Source organism: Streptomyces camelliae (assembly GCF_027625935.1).
GTDB lineage: Bacteria > Actinomycetota > Actinomycetes > Streptomycetales > Streptomycetaceae > Streptomyces > Streptomyces camelliae.
This window is the reverse complement of the sequence record NZ_CP115300.1, coordinates 3,205,943-3,232,189: the sequence shown is the minus strand read 5'-3', so window position 1 is coordinate 3,232,189 and position 26,247 is coordinate 3,205,943. Positions and strand designations below refer to the sequence as shown.

General features: G+C 70.3%; 25 protein-coding genes and 1 riboswitch. Of the genes, 13 read left to right on the top strand and 12 right to left on the bottom strand.

The window, feature by feature from the left end; translation table 11 throughout:
• Positions 1-15: 15 nt before the first annotated feature.
• Entirely contained in the window at positions 16-738 is a 723-nt protein-coding gene (locus tag O1G22_RS14535) for a M50 family metallopeptidase (protein WP_270081742.1), read from the bottom strand.
• A 50-nt stretch (positions 739-788) separates the two neighbouring features.
• Here O1G22_RS14535 and O1G22_RS14530 point away from each other — a divergent pair, with 50 nt between their 5' ends.
• The 10 genes from O1G22_RS14530 (at position 789) to O1G22_RS14485 (ending at position 11,045) form a co-directional block, all read left to right on the top strand.
• Positions 789-1,604 (top strand): SOS response-associated peptidase, encoded by an 816-nt coding sequence (locus O1G22_RS14530; RefSeq protein WP_270081741.1) that lies wholly within the window; start codon positions 789-791, stop codon positions 1,602-1,604.
• A 58-nt stretch (positions 1,605-1,662) separates the two neighbouring features.
• Positions 1,663-2,232, top strand: a complete 570-nt coding sequence (locus O1G22_RS14525; protein WP_428986487.1) for an alpha/beta hydrolase family protein — start codon at positions 1,663-1,665, stop codon at positions 2,230-2,232.
• A gap of 259 nt (positions 2,233-2,491) precedes the next feature.
• Positions 2,492-3,187 (top strand): RNA polymerase sigma factor SigR, encoded by a 696-nt coding sequence (sigR, locus tag O1G22_RS14520; protein ID WP_225098464.1) that lies wholly within the window; start codon positions 2,492-2,494, stop codon positions 3,185-3,187.
• A complete protein-coding gene (gene rsrA, locus O1G22_RS14515) occupies positions 3,184-3,486 on the top strand; it encodes a mycothiol system anti-sigma-R factor (RefSeq protein ID WP_270081739.1) in 303 nt (100 codons plus the stop codon). Before sigR ends, rsrA begins: the two co-directional genes overlap by 4 nt.
• Before the next feature lie 111 nt (positions 3,487-3,597).
• Positions 3,598-5,130, top strand: coding sequence for an HD domain-containing phosphohydrolase (locus tag O1G22_RS14510; protein ID WP_270081738.1), 1,533 nt, complete (start codon positions 3,598-3,600; stop codon positions 5,128-5,130).
• Positions 5,127-6,419, top strand: a complete 1,293-nt coding sequence (locus O1G22_RS14505) for an HD-GYP domain-containing protein (RefSeq protein ID WP_270081737.1) — start codon at positions 5,127-5,129, stop codon at positions 6,417-6,419. The genes O1G22_RS14510 and O1G22_RS14505 overlap by 4 nt, the downstream gene beginning before the upstream one ends.
• 98 nt (positions 6,420-6,517) lie before the next feature.
• The gene (locus O1G22_RS14500) at positions 6,518-7,525 is read left to right on the top strand and encodes a tetratricopeptide repeat protein (RefSeq protein WP_225098461.1); all 1,008 of its coding nucleotides are present in this window, start codon (positions 6,518-6,520) and stop codon (positions 7,523-7,525) included.
• 87 nt (positions 7,526-7,612) lie between these two features.
• Positions 7,613-8,263, top strand: coding sequence for a peptide deformylase (gene def, locus O1G22_RS14495; protein WP_270081736.1), 651 nt, complete (start codon positions 7,613-7,615; stop codon positions 8,261-8,263).
• Positions 8,264-8,553: 290 nt separating this feature from the next.
• Entirely contained in the window at positions 8,554-9,639 is a 1,086-nt protein-coding gene (cyc1, locus tag O1G22_RS14490) for an epi-isozizaene synthase (RefSeq protein WP_270086416.1), read from the top strand.
• Entirely contained in the window at positions 9,636-11,045 is a 1,410-nt protein-coding gene (locus O1G22_RS14485; protein WP_428986361.1) for a bifunctional albaflavenone monooxygenase/terpene synthase, read from the top strand. The genes cyc1 and O1G22_RS14485 overlap by 4 nt, the downstream gene beginning before the upstream one ends.
• 85 nt (positions 11,046-11,130) lie before the next feature.
• Here O1G22_RS14485 and O1G22_RS14480 read toward each other — a convergent pair whose 3' ends face one another.
• The 7 genes from O1G22_RS14480 to O1G22_RS14450 all read right to left on the bottom strand — a co-directional run bounded on the left by O1G22_RS14480 (position 11,131) and on the right by O1G22_RS14450 (position 19,553).
• Positions 11,131-12,141 (bottom strand): ribonucleotide-diphosphate reductase subunit beta, encoded by a 1,011-nt coding sequence (locus tag O1G22_RS14480; protein ID WP_270081735.1) that lies wholly within the window; start codon positions 12,139-12,141, stop codon positions 11,131-11,133.
• Positions 12,141-14,513, bottom strand: a complete 2,373-nt coding sequence (locus O1G22_RS14475) for a ribonucleoside-diphosphate reductase subunit alpha (protein ID WP_270081734.1) — start codon at positions 14,511-14,513, stop codon at positions 12,141-12,143. Before O1G22_RS14475 ends, O1G22_RS14480 begins: the two co-directional genes overlap by 1 nt.
• Before the next feature lie 126 nt (positions 14,514-14,639).
• A riboswitch (cobalamin riboswitch) is annotated at positions 14,640-14,764 on the bottom strand.
• A gap of 151 nt (positions 14,765-14,915) precedes the next feature.
• Complete coding sequence (gene mctP / locus O1G22_RS14470) at positions 14,916-16,532, bottom strand: monocarboxylate uptake permease MctP (RefSeq protein WP_270081733.1); 1,617 nt, start codon at positions 16,530-16,532, stop codon at positions 14,916-14,918.
• On the bottom strand, positions 16,529-16,792 hold the full coding sequence (locus O1G22_RS14465; protein ID WP_270081732.1) for a DUF3311 domain-containing protein: 264 nt from the start codon (positions 16,790-16,792) through the stop codon (positions 16,529-16,531). Before O1G22_RS14465 ends, mctP begins: the two co-directional genes overlap by 4 nt.
• Before the next feature lie 134 nt (positions 16,793-16,926).
• The gene (locus tag O1G22_RS14460; protein WP_225098454.1) at positions 16,927-17,691 is read right to left on the bottom strand and encodes a GntR family transcriptional regulator; all 765 of its coding nucleotides are present in this window, start codon (positions 17,689-17,691) and stop codon (positions 16,927-16,929) included.
• A 179-nt stretch (positions 17,692-17,870) separates the two neighbouring features.
• Positions 17,871-18,656 carry a glucosamine-6-phosphate deaminase gene (gene nagB, locus O1G22_RS14455; protein WP_270081731.1) on the bottom strand — a complete coding sequence of 262 codons (786 nt, stop codon included), beginning with the start codon at positions 18,654-18,656 and terminating at the stop codon, positions 17,871-17,873.
• Between the two features lie 144 nt (positions 18,657-18,800).
• Positions 18,801-19,553 (bottom strand): SDR family oxidoreductase, encoded by a 753-nt coding sequence (locus O1G22_RS14450; RefSeq protein ID WP_270081730.1) that lies wholly within the window; start codon positions 19,551-19,553, stop codon positions 18,801-18,803.
• 86 nt (positions 19,554-19,639) lie between these two features.
• Here O1G22_RS14450 and O1G22_RS14445 point away from each other — a divergent pair, with 86 nt between their 5' ends.
• Together O1G22_RS14445 and O1G22_RS14440 are read left to right on the top strand one after the other, a co-directional pair.
• On the top strand, positions 19,640-20,278 hold the full coding sequence (locus tag O1G22_RS14445; protein WP_428986360.1) for a TetR/AcrR family transcriptional regulator: 639 nt from the start codon (positions 19,640-19,642) through the stop codon (positions 20,276-20,278).
• Between the two features lie 337 nt (positions 20,279-20,615).
• Complete coding sequence (locus O1G22_RS14440) at positions 20,616-22,091, top strand: sensor histidine kinase (RefSeq protein ID WP_225101924.1); 1,476 nt, start codon at positions 20,616-20,618, stop codon at positions 22,089-22,091.
• Between the two features lie 171 nt (positions 22,092-22,262).
• On the opposite strand, the gene O1G22_RS14435 is transcribed toward O1G22_RS14440, so the two are convergent.
• Positions 22,263-22,520, bottom strand: a complete 258-nt coding sequence (locus O1G22_RS14435; protein WP_003992873.1) for a WhiB family transcriptional regulator — start codon at positions 22,518-22,520, stop codon at positions 22,263-22,265.
• Positions 22,521-22,840: 320 nt separating this feature from the next.
• Complete coding sequence (locus tag O1G22_RS14430) at positions 22,841-23,809, bottom strand: diacylglycerol/lipid kinase family protein (RefSeq protein WP_270081728.1); 969 nt, start codon at positions 23,807-23,809, stop codon at positions 22,841-22,843.
• Between the two features lie 163 nt (positions 23,810-23,972).
• On the opposite strand from O1G22_RS14430, the gene O1G22_RS14425 reads away from it, so the two are divergent.
• A complete protein-coding gene (locus O1G22_RS14425) occupies positions 23,973-24,428 on the top strand; it encodes a hypothetical protein (RefSeq protein WP_270081727.1) in 456 nt (151 codons plus the stop codon).
• Positions 24,429-24,437: 9 nt separating this feature from the next.
• Here O1G22_RS14425 and O1G22_RS14420 read toward each other — a convergent pair whose 3' ends face one another.
• Together O1G22_RS14420 and O1G22_RS14415 are read right to left on the bottom strand one after the other, a co-directional pair.
• Positions 24,438-25,523: an RNA polymerase sigma factor SigF gene (locus O1G22_RS14420; RefSeq protein ID WP_225101921.1), complete on the bottom strand. Its 1,086-nt coding sequence runs from the start codon at positions 25,521-25,523 to the stop codon at positions 24,438-24,440.
• 17 nt (positions 25,524-25,540) lie between these two features.
• Entirely contained in the window at positions 25,541-25,957 is a 417-nt protein-coding gene (locus tag O1G22_RS14415; protein ID WP_031163342.1) for an ATP-binding protein, read from the bottom strand.
• Positions 25,958-26,247: the final 290 nt, after the last annotated feature.

Genomic DNA, 26,247 nt, shown 5'->3' with positions numbered 1-26,247 from the left:
AAGCAGGGTCGGCCGTCAACCTTCCAGCAGCCAGCGCCCGCCACCGATCAGCGAGCAGACCGACACCGCGTGGAACAGGAACAGCCACAGCCCCGCCGGGACGTGTGTCAGCCGGGACAGCTGGTCCGCGTCCGAGTCGCCGGCGCCTCCCCGGGAGCGCTTCGACTGGAGCTCGAAGGGCGGCCGTACCCCGCCGAGCAGCAGGAACCACACCACCGCGTACGCGAAGGCGGCCTGCACCTGGGGGCCGGTCAGCCAGGACACCAGCAGGAAGGCGCCGCCGGCCAGGACCACGGTGAGCACGCCGTACGCGTTCCTGATCATCACCAGCATCACCACCAGCAGGGCCGTCGCCACCCAGAGCAGCAGCGTGATCCGGCCCGCCACCAGCAGCGCGGCCCCGCCGAGCCCCAGCAGCGAGGGGGCCGTGTACCCGGCCGCCGCCGTCAGGATCATGCCCAGCCCGTACGGCTTGCCCCGGCTGACCGTGAGGCCGCTGGTGTCGGAGTGCAGCCGGATGCCCGTGAGCTGCCGGCCGGTGAGCAGGGCGATCAGGCCGTGGCCGCCCTCGTGCGCGATGGTGACGGCGTTGCGGGATATCCGCCACGCCGCGTGCGGGACGACGACGGCGAGCGCGGCCGCCAGCGTGACGATCACCACCCACAGGGCGGGGTCGGGCTGGGTGCCGGTGAGCCGGTCCCAGAGGTCGGGCAGCGCGAGGGCGGCGAGGCTGTCCATATGTCCGAGTGGCTCCCTGTACTGGTCCGGAGTCTGGCAGTGTGACGTGTATGTGCGGACGGTATGCATCGAGTCGTAGGCCCGAGGATCTCGCAGGAATCTTTGAGATCGAGAAGTGGGAGCCCGAGGAGACCCTGGAGCCGGACTACAACGTGGCTCCGACCAAGGAGGTCTACGCCGTCCTCGACCGTCCCCTGAAAGACGCGGACTCACCACGTCCGGTTCGCCAGCTGCGCAAGCTGAAGTGGGGGCTGGTGCCGTCCTGGGCCAAGACGCCCGAGGGCGGTGCCCGGATGATCAACGCGCGCGCGGAGACCGTGCACGAGAAGCCCGCCTACCGCCGCGCCTTCGCCGCCCGCCGCTGCATCATCCCGGCCGACGGCTACTACGAGTGGGTCACCGGCACCCAGGAGCGGGAGCTGGAGGTCGAGGGCAAGAAGAAGCGGCCCCGCAAGCAGCCGTACTTCGTGCTGCCCGCCGACGGCTCGGTCTTCGCGATGGCCGGGCTGTACGAGTTCTGGCGCGACCGGACCCTGCCCGACGACCACCCCCAGGCCTGGTGGGCCACCTGCTCGGTGATCACCACGGAGGCCGAGCAGACCCCGCTGGCCGTCGCCCCGGCACAGGGACCGGGCTCCCTCGCCGAGATCCACCCCCGGATGCCGCTGATGCTCACCCGGGACCGCTGGGACGCCTGGCTCGACCCCGCCCGCACCGACCCCGAGGCCCTGCGCGAGCTGCTCGCCCCGCCCCCGCCCGGCCTGATGCGCGCCTACCCCGTCTCCACGGCCGTCAGCAACGTCCGCAACAACGGCGCGGAGCTGCTGAAGGAGCTGCCGGCCCCGGAAGAGGGCACACTCTTCTAGCGTGATCGAGATTGTCGAGACCGACGCCGGGACCGCACGCATCACCTGGCGCACGGCGATGAAACCCCAGTTCGTGCTCGCCCTCGGCCATGGCGTCGGCGGCGGCATCGAGGCGCGGGACCTCCAGGCACTCGCGCAGGCCCTCCCCGCGCACGGGGTGAGCGTGGCGCTGGTCGAGCAGCCCTGGCGGGTCGCGGGCAAGAAGGTCGCGCCCGCACCGAAGACCCTGGACACCGGCTGGCGCGGGATCTGGCCCGCGCTGTCCGGGATGGAGCTGCCGGTGATCTCCGGCGGACGCAGCGCCGGGGCGCGGGTCGCCTGCCGTACGGCGGCCGAGCTGGGCGCGTACGCCGTGCTCGCGCTCGGCTTCCCCCTGCACCCGCCGGGCAAGCCGGAGAAGTCCCGCGCCGAGGAACTGCTCGGGACCCGGGTGCCCACGCTCGTCGTCCAGGGCGGCAACGACCCCTTCGGGAAACCGGACGAGTTCCCCGAGGGCTCGTACGGACTGATCGAGGTGCCGTACGGCGATCACGGGTTCGCGATCCCGGGGCGCGCCGAGGTCACCCAGGAGCGGGCCCTGGAGATCATCACCGAGGGGGTCGTGGAGTGGATCGCGTCACTCGGATGACGCCCGGGAATGTTGTGTGACGGACCGCTGTTGTGGCGGACAGAAGTGCTGAGGCCTCGGCACCGAAGACGTCGTAGGAGAGGGAGTCCGCCGCATGGGTTCGACCATCTGCCCGGCCCGCAGCAGCAGTACTGACCTGGACTGGACGGTGCTGCACGCGGCGAAGACCGCTCCTATTCGAGCGGCGGCAGGTACGGGTCGTGTTCTATCCTCCGAAACGAGTGGGACCGGACTCGGTCCCGCCCGGGATCTTGAGGAGGTGGGTCCGGTCACCGGTACCGACGCAGGGACCGACAACGGCCAGGCGGAGCAGCCCGAGGGCCGGGGCACGAGCGCGGGGACGAACTCCGAGTCCACCGCGGAGCGCAGCGCGCGCTTCGAGCGGGACGCGCTCGAATACCTCGACCAGATGTACTCGGCCGCACTGCGCATGACACGCAACCCGGCCGACGCCGAGGACCTGGTGCAGGAGACGTACGCCAAGGCCTACGGGTCCTTCCACCAGTTCCGCGAGGGCACCAACCTCAAGGCGTGGCTGTACCGGATCCTCACCAACACGTTCATCAACTCCTACCGCAAGAAGCAGCGCGAGCCCCAGCGCTCCGCCGCGGAGGAGATCGAGGACTGGCAGCTGGCCCGCGCCGAGTCGCACATGTCGACGGGTCTGCGCTCCGCCGAGTCGCAGGCGCTCGACCACCTGCCCGACTCGGACGTGAAGGAAGCGCTGCAGGCGATCCCCGAGGAGTTCCGCATCGCCGTCTATCTCGCGGACGTCGAGGGCTTTGCGTACAAGGAGATCGCGGACATCATGGGGACACCCATCGGTACGGTGATGTCCCGGCTGCACCGGGGCCGCCGTCAGCTGCGCGGCATGCTGGAGGACTACGCCCGTGAGCGGGGGCTGGTCCCGGCGGGCGCCGGAGAGTCGAACGAAGCGAAAGGCTCGGGCTCATGAGCTGCGGAGACCCGCACGAGACGGATTGCCGCGAGGTCCTCGATCACCTCTACGAGTTCCTCGACAGCGAGATGCCGGACGTCGATCGCGACAAGTTCCAGCACCACTTCGAGGAATGCTCCCCGTGCCTGGAGAAGTACGGCCTGGAGCAGGCCGTGAAGAAGCTGGTCAAGCGGTGCTGCGGCCATGACGACGTGCCCGCCGACCTGCGTGCCAAGGTCATGGGGCGGATCGACCTGATCCGCTCCGGCCACCCCCTGCCGGAACGCGACGCCACCGCCGCCCCGCAGGACACCTGAGCGCCGGGTCGTATCACCCGAACGTGCTAATCCTCAGGTCATAAGCCCCGTACCCCGGCATTCCCGCCCTAGGCTCCCAGCCGGGGCAGGGCATGGTCGGGGAGGGGCGCGATGGAGGCGGTTCCGGCGAGAGCACGCGGCTATGTGGCCGCCGTCGCCGTGCTGGCGCTGCTCTGCCTGCTGCCGCTGCCGGCGATACAGACCCCCTGGTGGGCGCTGGCCCTGCTCTCCGCGCTCTACGCCGTCTGCGAGTACGTCGTACGGCGCCGCTTCGGCGGCACCTTCCATCCCGTTCTGCTCGCCGGCGCGTTCCTGCTGCCCCCGCCGGCCGCCGCGCTCGTCCCGGTGCCGGCCGCCCTGCTCTGCCCGGTCGAGCAGCGGACCGCCCCGCTCCGGCGGGTGTGGCGGGCCGCGCAGCCCGCGCTCGCCGTGTGGGGCGCCGCCACGGTGCACTGGACGCTCGGCGGCCGCGACGCCGTCGTCGGCTCCGACTTCCCCTACGCCCTGCTGCCCGCCGGCGCGGCGGTCCTCGCCTTCTGCCTGATCCTCACCGGCCTCGACGGCGGCATCCTGGCCGTTGCCGAGCGCGTGCCGGTGCGCCGGGCCTGGCGCGGGCTGCTGTCCCGCACGCTCGCGCCGGTCGCCGTGCACGGACTCGCCGGGCTGATGATGGCCGTGCTGTGGCGCAGCCCGTACGGCCCGGTCGCCGCGCTGCTCGTGCTGCTGCCGATGTACGTCTCCTGGTGGGTCTTCGCCCAATACCACCGGCAGCGCGCCGCCCACCAGGCCACCATCCGCGCCCTCGTCCAGGCCGTCGACCTCAAGGACGGCTACACCCGCGGCCACAGCGAACGCGTCGGCCAGGCCTCCGTCCTGATCGCCCGCGAACTCGGCATGGACGACGACCGCGTCGAGGTGCTCCGCTTCGCCGGCATCCTGCACGACGTCGGCAAGCTCGGCGTCCCCACCCGGCTGCTGCGCAAGGACGGCCCGCTGACCCCCGAGGAACGCCGGATCATCGAACTGCACCCCGAGTACGGCCATGAGATGGTCCGCGGGATCTCCTTCCTCGGCGAGGCCCGCACGGCGATCCTGCACCACCACGAACGCCTCGACGGCAGCGGCTACCCGTACGGCCTGGCCGGCGACCGGATCCCCGAGTGCGCCCGGGTCGTCGCCGTCGCCGACGCCTTCGACGCGATGACCTCCACCCGCTCCTACAGCAGGGCCCGCCCGGTCGAGACGGCCCTCGCCGAGCTGGAGCGCTGCGCGGGCGCCCAGTTCGACCCCCGGATGGTCGGCGCACTGGGCCGCGCCCTGCGCCGCCAGGGCTGGCATCCCACGGTCACCGCCGACGAAGCCGACGCGGGGAACAGAGCCGAGGGAGCCGACGGAGCCGACGATCCGGCGCCCGGTGAATCGGCGCCTGGCGGACCGAGGTCAGCCGAGCAGGTGCCCGGCGGGCAGGAGCCCGGCGAACCGGCGGCCGGCGAACCGGGATACGGCGAATCTCCACCCGGCGAGCAGCCGCACGGCGGACCAGGGCACGACGACCCGGCGTACACGGCGGCACCCGCCCCGGCGCACAGGACGGCACCCCAGGAGCCGGTCCGGCCGGTCCCCGGTACCGGGACGCCCCGGTGACCGCGCTGCGGGTGATCCACGGCGCCGCCGCGCTCACCGCGGCCGGCTGCCTCGCCGTCACCCTGGGGACCGGCCTCGCCGACCGCGGGATCGCGCTCGCCTTCGGGGTGCTCATAGCCGTCGGCGAGCTGACCCGGTGGACCGACGCCGAGGCACGCCAGGCCGCGCCGCTCGCCGCCGCCGGCTCGCTGGCCTACGCCCTGCTCGGCGCCGACGCCGGGCGGCCCACCCACCATCACGCCGCCCAGGTCGTCACCGTCGCCCTCGCCGCCGCCGTACTCGGTGCCGTCCCGCACATCTGGTCCGGCCGCACCCCCACCCTCGACCACCTCGCCCGCCGCGTCCTCACCGTCGGCTTCACCGCTGTCTGTTTCCAACCCCTCTACAACGAGGGCCTGTTCGCCTCCTGGGAAGGCTCCGCCTACGCCCTGCTCCTCATCGCCCTGCTCGGCCTCACCGGACTGTGCGACGCCGTCCTCGCCGCCGCCCTCGCGCACGCCCGCACCCACTGGCCGTTCGCCCCGCGCCTGCGCGAGGAACTGCGCGGGCTGCTCGGCATCGGCTCCGCCGTCGGCGCGACCGGCGCCGTGATGGCGCTCGCCGTCGCCGTCGTCGGACTGTGGGCGCTGCCCGTGTTCTGCCTGCCCCTGCTGCTCACCCAGCTCTCCGTCCGCCGGTACGCGGCCGTGCGCGCCACCTACCGGCAGACCATCGCCTCCCTGGCCCGCGCCACCGAGATAGCCGGGTACACCCCCGTGGGCCACGCCCGCCGGGTCGCCGCGCTCAGTCTCGCCGTCGGCCGCGATATGGGCCTCGCCGGAGGTGAGCTGACCGTTCTGGAGTACGCGGCCCTCATGCACGACATCGGCCAGCTCAGCCTGGTCGACCCGGTCCCGGCCGGCGCCACCGCCTCGCTGCCCGCCGCGCAGCAGCGGCGGATCGCGCTGCTCGGCGGAGCCGTCGTACGGCAGACCGGGGTGGACGCGGCGGTCGCCGTCGTGGTCGAGCGGCAGGCCGACCCGTGCCGGGAGCAGCCCGTCGCCGCGCGGATCGTCCGGGCCGTGAACGCCTACGAGGAGCTGACCCGGGACGCAGGCCCCGAGGGCCCCCTGCGGGCCCTGGAGGAGCTGCGGCTCGCCACCGCCGGGGACTACGCCCCCGAGGTCGTCGAGTCCCTCGCCCGGGTGCTGGCTCGGCCGCGCGGCTGGCGGGAGGCCGCGCCGGTGCGGGGCGAGGGGAGACGCACGGCACTGTCTGACCCCGCGCCCGGCTGGGTAACCCATGGGTAATGAGCGCCTTCCCCACCGCACGTGGTTGGATGCGAGGGAGAGGGTGTCCGGGGGCACAAGCCAGCCCATTGTGGAACTGGAACTGGCAGGCGGGAATCGTGAGGATCTTCGGCAAGGGACGGCACCGGCCCTCCGCCTCCTGGCGGCAGGCCACCGATCGCGCGTTCACGCTCATCGGCGACGGCCGCTACGAGGACGCGGGCGAGTTGCTGACACGGGCCGCCGATCTGGAGCCCTGGCTGTCGGAGTCCTGGTTCAACCTCGCCCTGCTGCACAAGTTCCGGCACGACTGGGAGCAGGCCCGCGCGGCCGGACTGCGCGCCGTCGCCCTGCTCGACCGGGAGACCGGGGCGCCCGACTGGTGGAACGTCGGCATCGCCGCCACCGCCCTGCAGGACTGGCCGCTGGCCCGCCGCGCCTGGCAGGCGTACGGCCTGAAGGTGCCCGGGGGCGCCTCCCGGCCGAAGCCCGGGGCAGGCGCCGCCGCCTCCGGCGAACCGGTCGGCATGGAGCTGGGCAGCGCGGCCGTACGGCTCTCCCCGGAGGGCGAGGCCGAGGTCGTCTGGGGCCGCAGGCTCGACCCCGCGCGGATCGAGGTGCTGTCCATCCCGCTTCCCTCGTCCGGGCGACGCTGGGGCGAGGTCGTGCTGCACGACGGTGTCCCGCACGGCGAGCGCACGACGTCCGCCGGCCATGCCTACCCGGTCTTCGACGAGATCGAGCTGTGGGCGCCCTCACCCGTGCCGACCTGGGTGGTCCTGCTGGAGGCGGCCACGGAGGCGGACCGGGACGCGCTGGAGCAGCTCGCCGCCGACGCCGGGTTCGCCGCGGAGGACTGGTCGTCCTCGGTGCGGCTGCTGTGCCGGATGTGCTCCGAGTCGCGTATGCCCTCCGACGAGGGGGACGGGGTGCATCTGGACCCGCACGATCACAGCGAGCCGGGGCATCCCGGGCCGCTGGGGCACCGCACGGACGGGCAGCTGTGGGTGCCGGAGCGGGAGTGCGGGGTGGCCGCGCCGGCTTCGCTGGTCCGTGGGCTGCTGGACGGCTGGGTCGCGGACAGTCCGGACTCGCGGGACTGGCGGGACCTGGAAGAGGTTTGCTGAGCCGACGGTGACCGGCCGCCTTTAGGCTGTACCCGAGACTTTTTGGCTCGGGACTTTTCCAAGGTTGCAGGAAGGCGTACGTCGGTCATGGCCCAGCAGGACACCGATCAGCAGCACGCGGGCGTGCTCCCCGTCGATGACGAGGGGTACGTCGTCGACACGGAGGACTGCGAGGAGCGCGAGAAGGCCTGGCGTGAGCGCGGCACCTCGCGGCCGATCACGGTCGTCGGCAACCCGGTGCTGCACAAGGAGTGCAAGGACGTCACCGAGTTCGGCGAGGAGCTTCAGCAGCTGGTCGCCGACATGTTCGCCAGCCAGCGCACCGCCGAGGGCGTGGGCCTGGCCGCCAACCAGATCGGCGTCGACCTGAAGGTGTTCGTCTACGACTGCCAGGACGACGAGGGCAAGCGGCACGTCGGCGTGGTGTGCAACCCGAAGCTGGTCGACCTGGCGGCCGACCGGCGCCGGCTGGACGACAGCAACGAGGGCTGCCTGTCCGTGCCCGGGGCCTACGCGCCGCTCGCGCGTCCCGACTACGCCGAGGTGACCGGCCAGGACGAGCGGGGCAACCCGGTCAAGGTCCGCGGCACCGGCTACTTCGCACGCTGTTTGCAGCACGAGACCGACCACCTCTACGGCTACCTGTACATCGACCGGCTGTCCAAGCGGGACCGTAAGGACGCGCTGCGGCAGATGGACGAGAACGAGCCACGGTACCCGGTGGTCGCCAACGACTAGCCACCACAGGGCCGATGGGGCGCCCGATCGGGATCACTCCCGGTCGGGCGCCCTTCGCATGGGCTCTCTCGCTCATCCGTGCGTCGTACAACCGATCGCTTCAGGCTCTGTAGTGATCCCTAATCAGTCACGCAAGGGGGGATTCTCGGCACCTTGAGGTAGTGAAAGGCGCAAATCCGTTCCCAGAGCGGTCAGTTGTAGTGCTGAATGGGAGGGCGGGGATACGCAACGGCGCACGCCCGGCACAGCGGGAGGGGTGTGTGCTCCTGGCGGCTGAGAGGGGTTTGTTCGTGCAAGCTTTCCTACACAGCACCACAGCGACGCCGACGGCGGTCGTAGTACCACCCTCACTGGCACTCCCGGTGATCGAGTCCGCCTTTCCCCGGCAACTGCACCCGTATTGGCCGCAGCTCCAGGAGACAACACGCCTCTGGGTCCTGGAAAAGCAGCTCATGCCCGAGGGCAAGGTGCAGGAATATGCCGACGGACTTTGCTACACCGACCTGATGGCGGGCTTCTACGTCAACGCCCCCGACGAGGTCCTGCAAGCCATCGCCGACTACAGCGCATGGTTCTTCATCTGGGACGACCGCCACGACCGCGACATCGTCCACGGCCGGGCGGGCGACTGGCGGCGGCTGAGGAACCGCCTGCACGCGGCCCTCGATGCGCCCAGGCATCATCTGCGCCACCCGGACCCGCTGGTCGCGGGGTTCGCGGACAGCGTGCTGCGGCTGTACGGCTTCCTGCCGCGCACCTGGAACCAGCGGTTCGCCCGGCACTTCCATGCGGTGATCGAGGCCTACGACCGTGAATTCCGCAATCGCACCCAGGGATACATACCCGGCGTCGAGGAATACCTCGCCCTGCGCCGGCACACCTTCGCCCACTGGATATGGACGGACCTGCTCGAACCCAGCGCCGGGTGCGAACTCCCCGATGCCGTGCGGGAGAATCCGGCCTATCGCCGGGCCGCATTGCTGACTCAGGAATTCGCCGCCTGGTACAACGATCTGTGCTCCCTTCCCAAGGAAATAGCGGGCGACGAGGTCCACAATCTCGGAATCAGTCTCATCACCCATGAGGGGCTGACTCTGGAAGAAGCCGTGGACGAGGTGAGGCGGCGCGTCGAGACATGCATCCAGGATTTCCTGGAGGCCGAGCGGGAAGCCCTGCGATTCGCCGACGCAATCGCCGACGGAAGCACTCGCGGAAAGAAACTGAGCACCGCGCTGCGGGCCAATGTCAGCAATATGCGGAACTGGTTCAGCTCCGTCTACTGGTTCCACCACGAGTCCGGCCGGTACATGGTCGACAGCTGGGACGACCGGTCCACGCCCCCGTACGTCACGAACGAAACGGCAGGTGAGAAATGACCGTCGAGTCTTCCCCCGAGTTCTCGGCTCCGCTCGAACAGGGGGCACCCCCACCGCCCATGGCCTCCGAGACGACCGAGCTGCGCGAACCGCCCCTGGCGGGCGGCGCCGTACCGGGTCTCGGGCACGGCCTGAAACTGGTCCGCGACCCGCTCACCTTCATGGCGGGCCTGCGCGACCACGGCGACGTCGTACGCCTCAAGCTCGGCCCCAAGACGGTGTACGCCGTCACCACGCCGGCGCTCACTGGCGCCCTCGCGCTCAGCCCCGACTTCAAGATCGACGGGCCGCTGTGGGAGTCCCTCGAAGGGCTGCTCGGCAAGGAGGGTGTGGCCACCGCCAACGGCCCCCGGCACCGCCGCCAGCGGCGCACCATCCAGCCCGCGTTCCGGATGGACGCGATCCCCCACTACGGGCCGATCATGGAGGAGGAGGCGCACGCGCTGACCGAGCGCTGGAAACCCGGCGAGACCGTCGAGTGCACCTCGGAGTCCTTCCGCATCGCCGTCCGCATCGCCGCCCGCTGCCTGCTGCGCGGCGAGTACATGGACGAGCGCGCCGAGCGGCTCAGCGTCGACCTCGCCACCGTCTTCCGGGGGATGTACCGCAGGATGGTCGTCCCGCTCGGACCGCTGTACCGGCTGCCGTTTCCGGCCAACCGCGAATTCAACCGGGCCCTGGCCGATTTGCACCTCCTCGTCGACGAGATCGTCGCCGAGCGGAGGGCATCTGGTCAAAAGCCGAACGATTTGCTGACGGCATTGCTGGAAGCGAAGGACGAGAATGGCGACCCCATCGGGGAACAGGAGATCCACGACCAGGTCGTCGCGATACTCACCCCGGGCAGCGAAACGGTGGCCTCCACGATCATGTGGCTGCTCCAAGTCCTCGCCGAACACCCGGAACACGCCGAGCGGGTACGGGTCGAGGTCGAATCCGTGACCGGCGGCCAACCCGTCGCATTCGAGCACGTTCGCTCACTGACGCACACCAACAATGTCGTCACGGAGGCCATGCGCTTGCGGCCCGCCGTATGGATATTGACGCGGCGCGCGGTGACCGAAACATCACTCGGCGGCTATCGCATTCCGGCCGGGGCGGACATCGTCTACAGCCCGTACGCGATCCAGCGCGACGCCCGCTCCTACGACCGCAACCTCGACTTCGACCCGGACCGGTGGCTGCCGGAGCGGGCCAAGGAGGTGCCGAAGTACGCCATGAGCCCCTTCAGCAACGGCAACCGCAAGTGCCCCAGCGACCACTTCTCCATGACCCAGCTGACCCTGATCACGGCGGCGATCTCGGCGAAGTACCGCTTCGAGCAGGCCACGGGGTCGAACGACACCACCCGCGTGGGCATCACGCTCCGCCCGCACGACCTGCTGCTGCGGCCGATGCCCTGGTAGTCCGGGAGGGATCCGCCGGATACCGGCGCGCGCTCGTGCGGCCGCCTGGCCACCGAACGCGCGCCGGCAGGTGGTGCCGGGAGACTCAGAAGTCCTCGTCCAGGTCGACGGTGCCCTCGACCGCGACCTGGTACGCCGACGGCCGGCGCTCGAAGAAGTTCGTCAGCTCCTGCACGCCCTGCAGCTCCATGAAGGAGAACGGGTTCTCCGAGCCGTACACCGGGGCGAAGCCGAGGCGGGTGAGCCGCTGGTCGGCGACGCACTCCAGGTACTGGCGCATCGACTCGGTGTTCATGCCCGGCAGCCCGTCACCGCACAGGTCGCGGGCGAACTGCAGCTCGGCCTCGACGGCCTCCCGCAGCATGTCGGTGACCTGCTGCTGGAGCTCGTCGTCGAAGAGGTCCGGCTCCTCCTTGCGGACGGTGTCGACCACGTCGAAGGCGAAGGACATGTGCATCGTCTCGTCCCGGAACACCCAGTTGGTGCCGGTGGCGAGGCCGTGCAGCAGACCCCGGCTGCGGAACCAGTAGACGTAGGCGAACGCGCCGTAGAAGAACAGGCCCTCGATGCACGCGGCGAAGCAGATGAGGTTCAGCAGGAAGCGACGGCGGTCCGCCTTCGTCTCCAGCCGGTCCAGCTTCTCGACCTCGTTGATCCACTTGAAGCAGAACTCGGCCTTCTCGCGGATGGAGGGGATGTTCTCGACGGCCGCGAAGGCCGCCGCCCGGTCCTCCGGGTCGGGGAGGTAGGTGTCCAGCAGCGTCAGATAGAACTGGACGTGCACGGCCTCCTCGAAGAGCTGACGGCTCAGGTAGAGCCGCGCCTCGGGGGAGTTGATGTGCTTGTACAGCGTCAGCACCAGGTTGTTCGCGACGATCGAGTCACCCGTCGCGAAGAAGGCGACCAGCCGGCCGATGAGGTGCTGCTCCTCCGGCGTGAGCTTCGCGAGGTCGGCGACGTCCGAGTGGAGGTCGACCTCCTCCACGGTCCAGGTGTTCTTGATCGCGTCCCGGTAGCGCTCGTAGAAGTCCGGGTAGCGCATGGGGCGCAGGGTCAGCTCGAAGCCCGGGTCGAGCAGGTTGGCGTTACGGGACATTACTGGCAGGCCTCGCAGGACTCGGGGTTCTCAAGGGAGCAGGCGACGGCGTCGGGGTCGGCGGCCTGCTGGACGGGGATGGGGGTCTTGGTCTGCGCCTGGGCGGCACGGGCGATGCGGGTCGCCGGGCGCGAGCGCAGGTAGTACGTCGTCTTCAGGCCCGACTTCCAGGCGTACGCGTACATCGAGGAGAGCTTGCCGATGGTCGGCGTCTCCATGAAGAGGTTGAGCGACTGCGCCTGGTCCAGGAACGGGGTGCGGGCCGCCGCCATGTCGATCAGACCGCGCTGCGGGATCTCCCACGCCGTGCGGTACAGCGCCCGCACCTCCTCGGGGATCCACGCGAAGCCCTGCACCGAGCCGTTGCTGTCCCGCAGCGCCTCACGGGTGCGCGCGTCCCACACGCCGAGGTCCTTCAGGTCCTGCACCAGGTACGAGTTGACCTGGAGGAACTCACCGGACAGCGTCTCGCGCTTGAACAGGTTCGACACCTGCGGCTCGATGCACTCGTACACACCGGCGATGGAGGCGATGGTGGCCGTCGGCGCGATCGCGAGGAGCAGCGAGTTGCGCAGGCCGGTGCCGGCGATCCGCCCCCGCAGCGCGTCCCAGCGCTCCGGCCAGGTCAGCTCGACGTCGTAGTGGTCCGGGTGCAGCACACCCTGGGCGGTACGGGTCTTCTCCCAGGCCGGCAGCGGGCCGCTGCGCTCGGCGAGGTCGGCGGAGGCCTCGTACGCGGCGAGCATGATCCGCTCGGCGATCCGTGTGGACAGGGCCTTGGCCTCGGCGGAGTCGAAGGGCAGGCGCAGCTTGAAGAAGACGTCCTGCAGCCCCATCGCACCGAGGCCGACGGGACGCCACTTGGCGTTCGACCGTCCCGCCTGCTCGGTCGGGTAGAAGTTGATGTCCACGACCCGGTCGAGGAAGGTGACGGCGGTGCGGACGGTCTCGTCCAGCCGCTGCCAGTCGAGGTCCCCGTCGCTCACGAACGCGCCGAGGTTCACGGACCCCAGGTTGCAGACCGCCGTCTCGCCGTCGTCCGTGACCTCCAGGATCTCCGTGCAGAGGTTGGAGGAGTGGACCACGTGCCCGGGCAGGGCGGTCTGGTTGGCGGTGCGGTTGGCCGCGTCCTTGAAGGTCATCCAGCCGTTGCCGGTCTGCGCGAGCGTGCGCATCATGCGGCCGTACAGCTCACGGGCCGGGATGGTCTTCTTCGCGAGGCCCGCCTGCTCGGCCTTGCGGTAGGCGGCGTCGAACTCCGCGCCCCACAGGTCCACCAGCTCCGGCACGTCGGCGGGGGAGAAGAGGGACCACTGCTCGTCGGCGTTGACCCGGCGCATGAACTCGTCCGGGATCCAGTGCGCCAGGTTCAGGTTGTGCGTACGGCGGGCGTCCTCACCGGTGTTGTCCCGCAGCTCCAGGAACTCCTCGATGTCGGAGTGCCAGGTCTCCAGGTAGACGGCCGCGGCACCCTTGCGCCGGCCGCCCTGGTTCACCGCGGCCACCGAGGCGTCCAGGGTCTTCAGGAACGGCACGATGCCGTTGGAGTGCCCGTTGGTGCCGCGGATCAGCGAACCCCGGCTGCGGATCCGGGAGTACGACAGCCCGATACCGCCGGCGTGCTTCGAGAGCCGGGCCACCTGGTGGTAGCGGTCGTAGATGGAGTCCAGCTCGTCGAGCGGGGAGTCGAGGAGGTAGCAGGACGACATCTGGGGGTGCCGCGTACCGGAGTTGAAGAGCGTGGGGGAGGAGGGCAGGTAGTCGAGGCGGCTCATGAGCCCGTAGAGCGCGGCGACTTCGTCGACCGAGCGGTCGCTGTCGTCCTCGGCGAGACCGGCGGCGACCCGGAGCATGAAGTGCTGGGGCGTCTCGATGACCTTGCGGGTGATCGGGTGCCGAAGGAGGTAACGGCTGTGCAGGGTGCGCAGGCCGAAGTAGCCGAAGCGGTCGTCGGCGTTCGGGTCGACCAGCGCGTCGAGGCGGGCCGCGTGCAGCCGCGCGAACTCGGCGGTGCGGTCGGCGATGAGGCCCTCGCGGTGGCCGACGGCGACGGACTCGGTGAAGGAGGTCACGCCCTGCGAGGCGGCCTCGGCGCGGATGGAGAGGGTCAGCAGCCGGGCGGCCAGTTTCGAGTAGGCGGGGTCCTCGGAGATGAGCCCGGCGGCGGCCTCGGTGGCCAGTTCGCGCAACTCCGCCTCGTCGGCCCGGGCGGACCGGCCGCGCAGCGCGGCGGCGGCGACCCGGCCGGGGTCGGCGTCGGGGAGGTCGGCGGTCAGCTCGGTCAGGGTCCGCAGCAACGCGGTACCGGGACCGTCGGTGTCCTCGGTGTGCAGGCCGCTGACTGAAGCCGGATCTGCTGGCGCGATGGTCACGTGGGGCTCTCCCTCGCTCGGCACGGGGGCCTTGCGGAGGGCAGGGGGCAGCCACGAGCGCGCACGCGTCGCGTCCACCGGCCCATTCCACGAGGCCCGGACGTCGGAAGGCACCCGGGCCGGACGGCCGGGCGCGTGCTGCCGGCAGGTCCTCGGACTGACTCCTGTGTGCGGATGCGCACAAGTACACCGTTGCGGGACAGTTCCGGATTCGCACCGGATTCCCCTGCGGCGACAGCGAGGATGAGCATACATCTAGTGCCGGGCTGTCGTGGCACCCCCAGATGTTGTGTCACACGTCAACAGTCCGCGCGTTGGTATGTCAACGGGCCGCCGTTCGTACGTCAACGGGCCGCCGTGGGTTCGTCCCTCGGCGGCCCGCTGCGGATCGGCTGTGGCGCTTCAGTGTGCGGCGCCGGCCAGTTCGGTCTGGACGCCCGGGTCGCCCGCGTCCGCCGTGTAGTCCTCCGGCCTGGTCTCATCCAGGCCCTCGGGGGCCTTCAGGGCCCTCAGGACGAGGGTGAGGACCACCGTGACCGCCACGTTGAGCACGAACGCGGTGAAGCCGATGTAGCCGATCTCACCGATGCCCGGGATCTCCTTCGCCGAGCCGCCGAAGTGCTTCTGGGCCGGGGAGGCGACCCCGTACGCGGCGAACGTGCCGTAGATCATGCCGACCGCCCAGCCGGCGAGCAGGGCCCAGCGGTGGAACCAGCGGGTGAACAGGCCGCCGACCAGGGCCGGGAAGGTCTGCAGGATCCAGATGCCGCCCAGGAGCTGGAAGTTGATGGCGACCGTCTTGTCCATGGTGAGGACGAAGACCAGGGCGCCGACCTTCACCAGGAGCGACACGAACTTGGAGACCTGGGCCTCCTGCTTCGGCGTGGCGTCCGGATTGATGAAGTCCCGGTAGATGTTGCGGGTGAAGAGGTTCGCCGCCGCGATCGACATGATGGCCGCCGGGACCAGCGCGCCGATGCCGATGGCCGCGAAGGCCACGCCCGCGAACCAGGACGGGAACATGTCCTCGAACAGCTGAGGGATCGCCAGCTGCCCGTTCTTGACCTTCACTCCGGCCGCGATCGCCATGAAGCCCAGCAGGGCCAGCAGGCCGAGCATGAGGGAGTACAGCGGCAGGATCGTGGTGTTGCGGCGGATCACGTCACGGCTCTTGGACGACAGGGTCGCGGTGATCGAGTGTGGGTACATGAACAGCGCGAGGGCGGAGCCCAGTGCCAGCGTGGCGTACGTCCACTGGCCCGCCTCCGGGGGCGCGAGCGCGCCGCGCGGCTTGCCCGTCGCCGGGTTGACCTGGCTGAACGCGTGCGCGGCCTTGGCGAAGATGTCGTCGAAGCCGCCCAGCTTGATCGGGATGTAGATGATCGCCACCGCGATGACGATGTAGATCAGGGCGTCCTTGACGAACGCGATCAGGGCGGGCGCGCGCAGACCGGACGAGTAGGTGTAGGCCGCCAGGACGCCGAAGGCGATGAGCAGCGGCAGGTCCCGGACGAACCAGTTGCTGCTGCTGTCCCCGCCGACGCCCATCACGTCCAGCACCGCCTGGATGCCGACGAGCTGGAGCGCGATGTACGGCATCGTCGCCAGGATGCCGGTCAGTGCCACGGCCAGGGACAGGCCCTTGGAGCCGAAGCGGCCGCGCACGAAGTCCGAGGTCGTCACATAGCCGTGCTTGTGGGACACCGACCACAGGCGGGGCAGGAAGGTGAAGATCAGCGGATAGACGAGGATCGTGTACGGCACCGCGAAGAAGCCGGACGCGCCCGCCGCGTAGATCGCCGCCGGTACGGCGACGAAGGTGTACGCCGTGTACAGGTCGCCGCCGAGCAGGAACCAGGTGACCCAGGTGCCGAACGACCGTCCGCCCAGGCCCCATTCGTCCAGGGAGTGCTCGTTCTCAGCCCTGCGCCAGCGTGCGGCGAGGAAGCCCATGACCGTGACGGCCAGGAAGAAGAAGATGAAGACGCCGAGCGCGACGCCGTTGACCCCGTTCTTCACTTCGCCCCACCACCCTTCTGCGCGGCGCGGGCACGCTGGTCCCGCTGCCACAGCTGGTACGCCGTCATGGTGAGCGCGGTGGAGATCAGCACCCAGAGCATCTGGTACCAGTAGAAGAACGGGATGCCGATGAACGTGGGGTCGGCCTTGGCGTACGAGCCGACCCACAGCATCGCCACGAAGGGCGCGACGAGGCACAGCCCGATGATCACGCGGACCGGTGTCACGACCGGTGGTCTCACTTCAGGTGCTTCGGACATGTCACGGCTCTCCGTCCCCTCGCTGATCACCTGTGTAATGCGCAGGCAATCTAGGTGACGGTGTCGCGGCAGTGGAAGACCTCGTCCGCATATCGGTATATCGATTCAGCGAACGTCCACGGAACCGGCGCCTCCTACTCCGCCGGACGCTTGAGCCGCGCGACGAACTTGTAGCGGTCTCCCCGGTACACCGACCGCACCCACTCCACCGGCTTGCCCTCCCGGTCCAGGGAGTGGCGGGAGAGCATCAGCATCGGCAGGCCCACGTCGGTGCCGAGCAGGCCCGCCTCGCGCGGGGTGGCCAGGGAGGTCTCGATGGTCTCCTCGGCCTCGGCGAGGTGGATGTCGTAGACCTCGGCGAGCGCGGTGTAGAGGGACGTGTACTTCACCAGGGACCGGCGCAGGGCCGGGAAGCGCTTGGCGCTCAGATGCGTGGTCTCGATCGCCATCGGCTCGCCGTTGGCCATGCGCAGCCGCTCGATGCGCAGCACGCGTCCGCCGGCCGTGATGTCGAGCAGCTCGGCGAGCCGGTCGTCGGCCGTGATGTACCCGATGTCCAGCAGCTGCGAGGTCGGCTCCAGACCCTGGGCACGCATGTCCTCGGTGTAGGAGGTGAGCTGGAGCGCCTGGGAGACCTTGGGCTTGGCGACGAAGGTGCCCTTGCCCTGGATGCGCTCCAGCCGGCCCTCCACGACCAGCTCCTGCAGGGCCTGGCGGACGGTGGTCCGGGAGGTGTCGAACTCGGCCGCCAGCGTGCGCTCGGGCGGGACCGGCGTGCCCGGCGCCTGCGTCTCCGTCATGTCGAGCAGGTGCTTCTTCAGGCGGTAGTACTTGGGCACGCGCGCCGTACGGACGGTTGTGCCGGCCTCGTTCTCCGCACTGCTGACGTCGGTGCTCATGCTCTGCCTTCCCGGCTCCGGATGCCGAAGCGGCCGACCTGGCATCGGCCACGGCACACATCGTGGCACGGCTTCGTGTGTCCGGAGTCCACGCGCACGCCCCGCGATCTCCTCTGTATACCGTCGCACCCCATGTTGGTCTAGTCCATCGGCCCTTGCGCGCGCTCCGTACGCGAGACCTAGATCCCCTGCCAGTCGGGCTTGTGGGTGTAGGTGTGGCGGAAGTAGTCGGCGAGCTTGAGCTTGGTGGCGGCGGCCTCGTCCACGACGACGGTGGCGTGCCGGTGCAGCTGGAGTGCGGAGGCCGGGCAGAGGGCCGCGAGGGGGCCCTCGACGGTGGCGGCGACCGCGTCGGCCTTGCCCTCGCCGGTGGCGAGCAGTACCAGGTGGCGGGCTTCCAGGATGGTGCCGATGCCCTGGGTGACGACGTGGTGGGGGACCTGTTCGATGTCGCCGTCGAAGAAGCGGGCGTTGTCGATGCGGGTCTGCTCGGTGAGGGTCTTGATCCGGGTGCGCGAGGTGAGTGAGGAGCACGGCTCGTTGAAGCCGATGTGCCCGTCGGTGCCGATGCCCAGCAGCTGGAGGTCCACCCCGCCGGCCTCGGCCAGGGCGCGGTCGTAGGCCTCGCACGCGGCCTGGATGTCCTGGGCGGTGCCGTCGGGGCCGAGGAAGGCGTCCAGGGTGATGCCGAGCGGCTGGAGCACCTCGCGGTGCAGCACCGAGCGGTAGGACTCGGGGTGCTCGGCGGGCAGCCCCACGTACTCGTCGAGCTGGGCGATCCGGGCCCGCGAGGTGTCCACGGCGCCGGCGCGCACCTTCGCGGCCAGTGCCTGGTAGACGGGCAGCGGGGTGGAGCCGGTGGCCACGCCGAGCAGGGCGTCGGGCTTGCGCCGCAGCAGCTGGGCCATGGCCTCGGCGATCAGCTCGCCGCCCGCCGCGGCGTCCGGAACGATGACAACTTCCACGCTGGGCCTGCCGTTCTGGAGTGGTCTCTGGGCGTCTATGTGGTTTAGACCAATCTAACAGAACCGGCGTTTGCGAGCGCGAGAAGAGAGGGGGAGGGAGAGGGGAAGAGAAGGGGAACGGACGGGGAAGCCCGGGCGGAACGGTCAGGTGAGGGAGCCTCCCGACGCGTCCAGCCAGTGGCCCGTCACCCAGCGGCCGTCCGCCGAGACCAGGAAGGCCACCACGTCGGCGATGTCCGACGGTGTGCCCACCCGGCCCAGCGGCGAGTAATCGGCCGCCTGCTGCCATGCCTCGTCGCTCGCGCGCAGCCACTCGGCGTTGACGTCGGTGTCCACGATGCCGGGCGCCACCGAGTTCACCGTGATCCCGCGCGGGCCGAGCAGCTTGGACAGGTCCCGGGTGAAGACGTCCAGCGCGGCCTTCGTCATCGAGTAGGCCATCAACGGGGGCATCGCGGCGGTCCGTGCGAGCCCCGACGATATGTTCACCACCCGCCCGCCGTCCCGCAGCCGGTCCGCCCCGAGCCGGGTGAGGAAGAACGGCGCCTTCACGTTCACCGCGAAGAGGCGGTCGTACTCCTCCTCGCCGATCTCCGCGAACGGGTGCGCGGTGCCGATGCCGGCGTTGTGCACGAGGATGTCCAGGCCGTCCGCATGGCGGTCGAACTCCTCCCACAGCCGCGCCGCGTCCCCCGGTGTGCCCAGCTCCGCCCTGATCGCGAACGCCGAGCCGCCGGCCGCCTCGACGGCCGCGACCGTCTCCTTGGCGGCCGCCTCATTGCTTCCGTAGTGCACCGCGACCCGGGCCCCGTCCCGCCCCAGCCGCTCGGCGATGCCCCGCCCGATGCCCCGGCTCGCCCCGGTGACCAGCGCCGTCTTCCCCGTGAGCACACCCATGTCTGCCGCCCTCCAGATTTGTCTAGCGGTCGATACAGAAAGACCGTACAACACGGCGGAGTCATTTCTCTAGGGGGCGCTATAAAATGCACTCCATGGTGGGACATGGGCAGGCGGAAGAGCAGGTCAGGGCGCCGAAGGGTCGCGGCCGGCCGCGCTCCTTCGATCGGGCCACGGCTCTGGAGAAGGCCCTCATGGCCTTCTGGGAGCACGGCTACGAGGCCACCTCGGTCTCGGACCTCACCCGGATCATGGGGATCGGAGCCCCCAGTCTGTACGCGGCCTTCGGTGACAAACGGACCTTGTTCGAGGAGGTCGTCCAGGTCTACGGCGCCACGCACGGTGCCTTCACCGACCGCGCCCTCGCCGAGGAGCCCACCGCCCGCGCGGCCGTCGGCCGCATGCTGCGCGAGGCCGCCGCCGAGTACACCGACCCCGCCCACCCCTATGGCTGCCTGGTCGTCCATGCCGCCACCAACTGCACCAGTCCCGAGGTGGAGCAACTGCTGCGCGAGCAGCGCAACAGCAACATCACCGCCCTGGCCTCCCGGATCCGGGCGGACGTCACGGCGGGACTGCTTCCGGCCGGCACCGACGCCGCCGCACTCGCCCGGCACACCGGCGCGATGATCCAGGGCATGTCCCAGCAGGCGCGCGACGGAGCGAGCCGGGCGGAACTGGAGGCGCTCGCGGAAATTGCCCTGTCCATCTGGCCCCAAGACTGAGCCCGGCGGGCTAGGCTGCGTGGCATCGAGTGCCATCGGTCGCGCACGCGGTCTTGGTGCATGCCGACAAGACCATGGACACATCCTTGTGGTCTAGTCCACAATTCCACAGGAACGCACAAGCCTCCGTCTTCCCCGCACAGGAAGGCGGATCGAGGAACCGGAGCTCTCTGCCCTGACTGCCCCGGCTCCTCGACCTTCGGCCGACCGGGACCGCACACCCCGCGGCCGATGATGCTCCGGGCTGCGGTGCCGGGAGGGTTGAGGGTCCCTTCCAGGCGCCGCGGCCCGCGGGTGTTTTTCGGCCGCGTTCAAACGTGCGGGTACGCTCGCAGACGTGCCCTCCATGAACGAACTGGTCCGCCAGCACACCGCTCTCGACGACTCCGACCTTGAGTGGCTCCACCTGCTGGTCTCGGAGTGGCAGCTGCTCTCCGACCTCTCCTTCGCCGACCTGGTCCTGTGGGTCCCCACCCGCGACGGCACCCGGTACGTCTCGGTCGCCCAGATGCGCCCGAACACCGGCCCCACCTCCTACCAGGACGACATGGTCGGCCACCTCGTCCCGCGCGGCCGCCGGCCCATGCTGGACGCGGCCCTGGACGAGGGCCGGATTGTCCGCGAGGGCGACCCGGAGTGGCGTGAGGAGGTCCCCGTACGGGTCGAGTCCATCCCTGTACGACGTGAGGGCCGCGTCCTCGGCGTGATCGCCCGCAACACCAACCTGCTGACCGTCCGCACCCCGAGCCGGCTGGAGCTGACCTATCTCCAGAGCGCCTCGGACCTCGCGCAGATGATCGCGGCAGGATCGTTCCCCTTCCCGGACCAGCAGGTCGACATGGACGCCTCGCCGCGGGTCGGCGACGGACTGATCCGGCTCGACGCGGACGGCATCGTCCAGTACGCCTCCCCGAACGCCCTGTCCGCCTACCACCGCCTCGGCCTCGCCGCCGACCTGGTCGGCCACCACCTGGGCCAGACCACCGCCGAACTCGCCCCGACCCGGGGCCCGGTGGACGAGGCGCTCGTCAAGCTCGCGAGCGGCTGGGCCCCGCGCGAGTTCGAGATCGAGGCCAACGACGGGGTCATCCAGTTCCGGGCGATCCCGCTCAAGCCCAAGGGCACCCGGATCGGCTCGCTGGTGCTGTGCCGGGACGTCACCGAACTGCGCCGCCGTGAGCGCGAGTTGATCACCAAGGACGCCACCATCCGGGAGATCCACCACCGGGTGAAGAACAACCTCCAGACCGTCGCCGCCCTGCTGCGCCTCCAGGCCCGGCGCATCGAGTCCGAGCGCGGCCGGGAGGCCCTGGAGGAGGCCGTGCGCAGGGTCGGCTCGATCGCGATCGTGCACGAGACGCTGTCTCAGAACCTGGACGAGCGCGTGGAGTTCGACGACATCGCCGACCGGGTGCTGGCGATGGTCGCCGAGATCTCGCCGGGCAAGGTGACCGGCCGGCGCACCGGATGCTTCGGGATCCTCGACGCCGAGGTCGCCACCCCGCTGTCCATGGTGCTCACCGAGGTCCTGCAGAACGCGCTGGAGCACGGCTTCCGCGAGGGTGACACCGGCACGGTCGAGGTCTCCGCGGTCCGCGGCGGTACGACGAAGGAGGCCCGCCTCCTCGTCACGGTCCAGGACGACGGCGTCGGCCTGCCCGAGGGCTTCGACCCGCACCGCTCGGGCAACCTCGGCCTGCAGATCGTACGGACCCTGGTGGAGGGCGAGTTGGGCGGATCCTTCGACATGGTTCCGGCGCCGGAGCGGGGCACCCGGGTGATCCTCGACATCCCGGTGCGGGCCCAGAAGTGAACGCGCACAGCAAAAAGCCCCGGACCGCCATGGGTCCGAGGCTCGTGCTCGTTGCTGCTCTGCTATATCGCTAGCGGCATCGGGGGATACTGCGCGCTGCGGCTCGGGGGCGGGAGATGCGTACGTGGTGCACGCGCCGCCAAGCTCAGGCTGTCAGCAGGGGTGGGTATGTCAGGCGGAGGCCTGACGAGCCCGGTTGCGAGCGGCGCGGCGCTTCATGGCGCGGCGCTCGTCCTCGCTGAGACCACCCCAGACGCCGGAGTCCTGGCCGGACTCAAGCGCCCACTGCAGACACTGCTCGATCACCGGGCAGCGACGGCAGACGGCCTTGGCTTCCTCGATCTGCAGCAGCGCAGGACCGGTGTTGCCGATGGGGAAGAAGAGCTCGGGGTCTTCCTCGCGGCAAACGGCGTTGTGACGCCAGTCCATGGCTGCTACCTCTCCTTGGTATTACGTGCAAGTTGCTTGTGAATGTGAACGCTTTCACGAATCCCTCAACAAGTGAAGGGCCGACCGCCGAGTCTTCCCCGGCGTGGTCCTGTGGTTGAAGAGGGGTTCCGGTGATCAGTGGAGGCTGGTGTTGCGGGCCGTCCCGATCGCCACGTAGAGACTCGCAAACCTCAGCGACGGATACAACCCCTTCCGGAAAGTTTTTTTTGATTCCTCGGTGTCGACTGGGTCACAGCCGTACTTCCATGGGGTGGATCCTGGCCTAAACGTTCGAGTGAAAGGACTTTTGCCGGTTCCGCTCACACAATCACACGCAGTGCGCGGCGTACACCTGTGAACGTCACGCTCGTACGCAGTCCGAGGTGGTCGCCGTCCATCTGCAGGGGCAGGGGAGCCTTCGAATGCAAGGTGAACTGGTCCAGATCGTGCAGTGCGTGGGCATGCCTGCCATGGGGGCCGCGCTCGGGGGACGAAGTGAGCAACTGTGTTCCATATCGGGCAACTGCGGCCGTCGACAGGCGGCTGAGACCGAGCACGTCCAGGCCGGTATCGAACGAGGCCTTAGGTGATGTGTACATGGGGCGATTGCCGAGATACGTCCACGGGGCCGTGTTCGAGACTATGGCGAGGACAAGATCGGCGACCGGGTCCTCGCCGGGCCGTTCGAGCGTGATCGCGCCGTGCCGGCGGTTCGGCTCGCCGAGGAACTGCCGGATCACCTGACGGACGTAGAGCCCGTGCGTCGACGTCTTGCCGCGCTCGCGCTGCTGCTCGACCCGGCCGACCACGCCCGCGTCGAAGCCCAGTCCCGCGTTGAAGGTGAACCAGCGGTCCGGGACCGCCTCGTCCTCGGTGCCCGGTGTGCCCGAGGTCAGCCCGAGCCCGACCACCCGCTCCCGGCCCTCGCGCAGCGCGTCCAGCAGGGCGCCGGTGGCCTCGACGGGGTCGTTGGGCAGGCCCAGGGCGCGGGCGAACACGTTCGTGGAGCCGCCGGGCACCACGGCGAAGCCGGGCAGGCGGTCGAGGTCGGGGCCGGCGTGCAGCAGGCCGTTGACGACCTCGTTGACCGTGCCGTCGCCGCCGAGGGCCACCACGAGGTCGATGTCGTCGCTGTCCGCCGCCTGCCGGCCGAGGTCGCGCGCGTGGCCGCGGTACTGGGTGGTGACCGCGTCCAGCTTCATCTCGCTCGCCAGCGCGTGGATCAGGACGTCACGCCTGCGTGCGCTTGTGGTGGTAGCCGCCGGATTGACCACGAGAAGTGCACGCATGGATGGCAGCGTACCTACTGGGGGGTACCGGGCGTAGCGCGAGGTAGGGATCGGGTAAGAGGAGAGGGCGTGAGCCTGACCACGTCACGCCCACGCGGCGGAGCCGCACATGGGTGCAGCCCGCCCCCAGTGGTCCCCAGGCCCCGGCGGCTACCCTGCTGGGGTGAGCAGTGAGCAGAAGAGTGCCAAGGGTGCCGCGGACACCGCCGAAGTCGTTGCCGGGCCGCGGCCGAGCCGGCTGACCTATGCCGCCGTGCTCGCCGCGCTGGAGGGCATCGCCCTGGTGGCCGGCGGGCTGTGGATGGTCGTCCTCAGCCTCAGCGGTGACAGCTCCGACCGGCAGCAGGGCGTGTCCCTGGGGATCACCCTGGCCGTGCTCGCGCTGCTTCCGCTGCTCGCCGCGCGCGGTCTGCTGCTGCGGCGCGGCTGGAGCCGTGGCCCTGCGGTGATCACGCAGCTCATGGCCCTGCCGGTGGCCTACAGCCTGCTCCAGGCCGACAGCATGGCCATCCCTGCCGGGATCGCCCTCGCGGTTGTCGCCGTGGCGGCGCTGGTGCTGCTGATCAATCCCGCCACGACCCGGGCCCTCGGCATCAAGGGACCGGGCCGGAGCGAGTAGCCGTACCCCTTACTCCTCCACGAGGAGCTTCTCCCGCAGCTGGGCCAGGGTGCGGGCCAGCAGGCGGGAGACGTGCATCTGGGAGATGCCGACCTCCTGCGCGATCTGCGACTGGGTCATGTTCCCGAAGAAGCGCAGCAGCAGGATCCGCTTCTCGCGCGGCGGCAGATCCTCCAGCAGCGGCTTCAGCGACTCCCGGTACTCCACCCCCTCCAGCGCCTCGTCCTCCGCGCCGAGGGTGTCGGCGACCGCCGGGGACTCGTCGTCGGTGTCGGGGACGTCCAGGGACAGCGTGGAGTACGCGTTGGCGGACTCCAGGCCCTCCAGGACCTCCTCCTCGGAGATGGCGAGCTTCTCGGCCAGCTCGTGCACCGTGGGGGAGCGGCCGTGCAGCTGGGACAGCTCGGCCGTCGCCGTGGTCAGCGCCAGCCTCAGCTCCTGCAGCCGGCGCGGCACACGGACCGCCCAGCCCTTGTCGCGGAAGTGCCGCTTGATCTCGCCGACCACGGTCGGGGTGGCGTACGTGGAGAACTCCACGCCGCGCTCCGGGTCGAACCGGTCGACGGACTTGATCAGGCCGATCGTGGCGACCTGGGTGAGGTCGTCCAGCGGCTCGCCGCGGTTGCGGAAGCGGCGTGCCAGGTGCTCCACGAGCGGCAGATGCATACGGACCAGCTGATTGCGCAGCTCCGCGTACTCCGGGCTGCCGTCGTTCAGCTTGCGCAGCTCGACGAACATCGCCCGCGCCCCGCTGCGGTCCTGGGGGCCGTGCTGTGCCGCCTGCACGGCCTCCGCGCCCAGCGCGTCGTTCTCGGCGTATCGCTCGTGCTCGCTCATCGTCCCGCCCGTAGCCCTTCCCCGAGCCTTCGCCCCCGCGCGGGGTGCCTCCGTGGGCGCGCCCTGCGCGGAACCGTCACCGCCGACCCGCGCGGAGTGGTCCTCCGGGTGCGGTCTCGCCTGCTCGGGGATGCCCTCGATGCCGTCCGCCATGCGCCGGGAACCGTCCCGGGGGCTCGCCCCAGGGGTCTCGGCTGACCAGGGGGCACCCCCGTCCCCGGTCGGCAGCTCCCGTGTGCCGCGCTCTTCGTCCCGCACCGGACCGTCCCCGTTCCTCACGCCGGGCCGGGGCCCGCGCCGCGCTGTTTGTAGAGGCTGATCGACACGGTCTTGTCCTCGTCGACGGCGGACGAGACCTTGCCTGCGAGGGCCGACAGCACGGTCCAGGCGAAGGTGTCCCGCGACGGGGCGTGACCGTCCGTGGTCGGCGCCGCGACCGTGACCTCCAGCGAGTCGTCGACGAGCCGGAAGACACAGCTGAGCACGGAGCCGGGCACGGCCTGTTGGAGCAGGATCGCGCAGGCCTCGTCCACGGCGATGCGCAGGTCCTCGATCTCGTCCAGGGTGAAGTCCAAGCGGGCCGCGAGACCGGCCGTGGCCGTCCGCAGCACCGACAGGTAGGCACCCGCGGCCGGCAGCCGGACTTCCACGAAGTCCTGGTTCGCCGTGGGCTCGCCTGCGATCTGGGACACCCTCACCTCCATGGTGGTACAAGCTTTACGGGGCCGAGGGTCGCCCCCCGGGGTAACGCGTACGTGGTTCCGCGGTGACGCTATCGCGCTCCGAACGGTCCTGTCCTCGGGACCCCAACCCCCTGGCGTCACTCACAGTAAAGCTGTGGATACGCTCCGTGTCTAGAGGGTTTGCGGGCCCAAATGGGAAGAGCGCGCGCCGGGTTGACGTACCCAGGCGTCCGACGCTCGAACCGTCGTACGGCCGCCACCACATGCAGTGTCACACGACACCATGCCCTGACGGGAAG

Excerpts from the sequence above, each read along its gene's own strand:
- O1G22_RS14535 (WP_270081742.1), bottom strand. The coding sequence starts at position 738 with ATGGACAGCCTCGCCGCCCTCGCGCTGCCCGACCTCTGGGACCGGCTC.
- O1G22_RS14530 (WP_270081741.1), top strand. The coding sequence starts at position 789 with ATGTGCGGACGGTATGCATCGAGTCGTAGGCCCGAGGATCTCGCAGGA.
- O1G22_RS14525 (WP_428986487.1), top strand. The coding sequence starts at position 1,663 with ATGAAACCCCAGTTCGTGCTCGCCCTCGGCCATGGCGTCGGCGGCGGC.
- rsrA (WP_270081739.1), top strand. The coding sequence starts at position 3,184 with ATGAGCTGCGGAGACCCGCACGAGACGGATTGCCGCGAGGTCCTCGAT.
- O1G22_RS14510 (WP_270081738.1), top strand. The coding sequence starts at position 3,598 with ATGGAGGCGGTTCCGGCGAGAGCACGCGGCTATGTGGCCGCCGTCGCC.
- def (WP_270081736.1), top strand. The coding sequence starts at position 7,613 with ATGGCCCAGCAGGACACCGATCAGCAGCACGCGGGCGTGCTCCCCGTC.
- O1G22_RS14485 (WP_428986361.1), top strand. The coding sequence starts at position 9,636 with ATGACCGTCGAGTCTTCCCCCGAGTTCTCGGCTCCGCTCGAACAGGGG.
- O1G22_RS14480 (WP_270081735.1), bottom strand. The coding sequence starts at position 12,141 with ATGTCCCGTAACGCCAACCTGCTCGACCCGGGCTTCGAGCTGACCCTG.
- O1G22_RS14465 (WP_270081732.1), bottom strand. The coding sequence starts at position 16,792 with ATGTCCGAAGCACCTGAAGTGAGACCACCGGTCGTGACACCGGTCCGC.
- O1G22_RS14460 (WP_225098454.1), bottom strand. The coding sequence starts at position 17,691 with ATGAGCACCGACGTCAGCAGTGCGGAGAACGAGGCCGGCACAACCGTC.
- O1G22_RS14450 (WP_270081730.1), bottom strand. The coding sequence starts at position 19,553 with ATGGGTGTGCTCACGGGGAAGACGGCGCTGGTCACCGGGGCGAGCCGG.
- O1G22_RS14445 (WP_428986360.1), top strand. The coding sequence starts at position 19,640 with ATGCACTCCATGGTGGGACATGGGCAGGCGGAAGAGCAGGTCAGGGCG.
- O1G22_RS14435 (WP_003992873.1), bottom strand. The coding sequence starts at position 22,520 with ATGGACTGGCGTCACAACGCCGTTTGCCGCGAGGAAGACCCCGAGCTC.
- O1G22_RS14430 (WP_270081728.1), bottom strand. The coding sequence starts at position 23,809 with ATGCGTGCACTTCTCGTGGTCAATCCGGCGGCTACCACCACAAGCGCA.